The following is a 1591-nucleotide window of genomic DNA, read 5'->3' on the forward strand; positions in this document are numbered from 1 at the left end:
AATCCCAAAAATCTTGAAATAGCTCGCTATTCCTTCAACTTTTGTGATCTGAGATCGAACAAATTCGACCCAAATCTGTGCGCCTACTTGCTGAAGTTATTTCGTCCCCGTTCCAAAGCAATTGCTGTGCCGCCAACCAGGTAGTAGTCGTTTGAAAATGACCTGATTAACGGTAAAAGCTTTTGTTGTTTCTCAGTTAAAATTTCACTATGCATGTCTTTTAAAATATATCTGAAAAAAATGTTTTGTTCGCTGATGATAGTTTGACCGTTTTCCTGATATTTGTTGATAAAATATATCTGCCACTGTTTTAATTCCAACTAAATCGAAAAGTCTTTTTACGCTTTTTTCATTTCCATAATTCAATACAGCTTCAACAAGAGCATTAATGCTGATATTCATCTTTTCTTCAGGCTTTATCCACCAGAACAACGAGCTGTTTTTCTTGATAAATTGTTTTATTTCATAATTATGCGGCATTGCTTAGGAGTACTCGCGGTAAACTGTTACAATCACCGACTACGTTCTATGGGCGTAGCAGGTGATTTTTTTATAATGCTATGTTTTATAAGCCTTTTACAAGTATATTGCACATATTATAGTACATGCAAGTGTTATTTCCGGGCGGGTATAAGCCAATGGCATTCATTTAAAAGCAAATAGTTTAAAAAATTATTAAACAGCTATAACTATTTAAATTTGTTTAAATTTTGAAATAATAAGAATAAAGATCCATTTTTGTGTTAACATTATCAAACACATTCGAGATAATAACATCAACTTAAATTTTGATTCATGAGGTGATGTCATATGGAATGTGTTATTTCAAAACCCTTGATGCTTTCAGGAAGATATTTTTCAAAAAAAGAACTGCGTCAAGTTCAGGAAACTGTGAAAATGTTTCCTGAGTTAAGTCGAACTGAATTAGCATTTACTATTTGCGAACACCTGTCCTGGGTAACGCCAAAAGGTTCTGATAAAATAATGTCCTGCTTAAATGGTCTGGAACGGCTTGAAAATCTTGGTTATCTACAATTACCTCGAAAGCAAATAAAGAAAAAACGTGTCACAAAAAAAATTGTCTGGTCAGATAAAACAGTGGAAGAAACCCAGCTACTATGCTCACTTGAAGAAATAGCACCTTTAGAGTTACAGATCGTAAAGGATAAAAAAAATGTATCCTTATGGAATGAATATGTGGATCGCTATCATTACCTGGGTTATAAGCAACCTATTGGTGATACTTTACGGTATTTTATAGTTTCCAAAAACCTGAATAATCGACTGTTGGGCTGCTTAATGTTTACACCCGCTGTGTGGCATTTATCTGCTCGAGATACCTGGATTGGCTGGGAGAAAAAAGATCGGGGAAAACGATTAAACTTAATTGTTAATAACAATCGCTTTCTAATGTTCCCATGGGTTAAAGTTGACAATTTGGCTGGCAAAGCCCTTTCTATTGTTGTTAAACAGATTCAAACTGATTGGCAGCAAGAGCATTTTTATCGTCCGGTATTGATAGAAACATTTGTCGATCCGAGCAAATATTCGGGATCTTGTTATCATGCAGCAAATTGGAAATACATAGGAA

At 34.6% G+C, this 1591-nt stretch carries 2 protein-coding genes; one reads left to right on the forward strand and one right to left on the reverse strand.

Annotated features, from left to right (window positions below; translation table 11 throughout):
• Positions 1 to 207 precede the first annotated feature (207 nt).
• Positions 208 to 480 (reverse strand): hypothetical protein, encoded by a 273-nt coding sequence (locus tag HGJ91_RS10260; protein ID WP_291347655.1) that lies wholly within the window; start codon positions 478 to 480, stop codon positions 208 to 210.
• Positions 481 to 810: 330 nt separating this feature from the next.
• On the opposite strand from HGJ91_RS10260, the gene HGJ91_RS10265 reads away from it, so the two are divergent.
• The coding region (locus tag HGJ91_RS10265) for a Druantia anti-phage system protein DruA (protein WP_291347656.1) at positions 811 to 1591 on the forward strand (781 nt) is incomplete at its 3' end.

This window comes from Desulfobacula sp. (assembly GCF_014237455.1).
In the GTDB taxonomy this organism is placed as follows: Bacteria; Desulfobacterota; Desulfobacteria; order Desulfobacterales; family Desulfobacteraceae; genus Desulfobacula.

Excerpts from the sequence above, each read along its gene's own strand:
- HGJ91_RS10260 (WP_291347655.1), bottom strand. The coding sequence starts at position 480 with ATGCCGCATAATTATGAAATAAAACAATTTATCAAGAAAAACAGCTCG.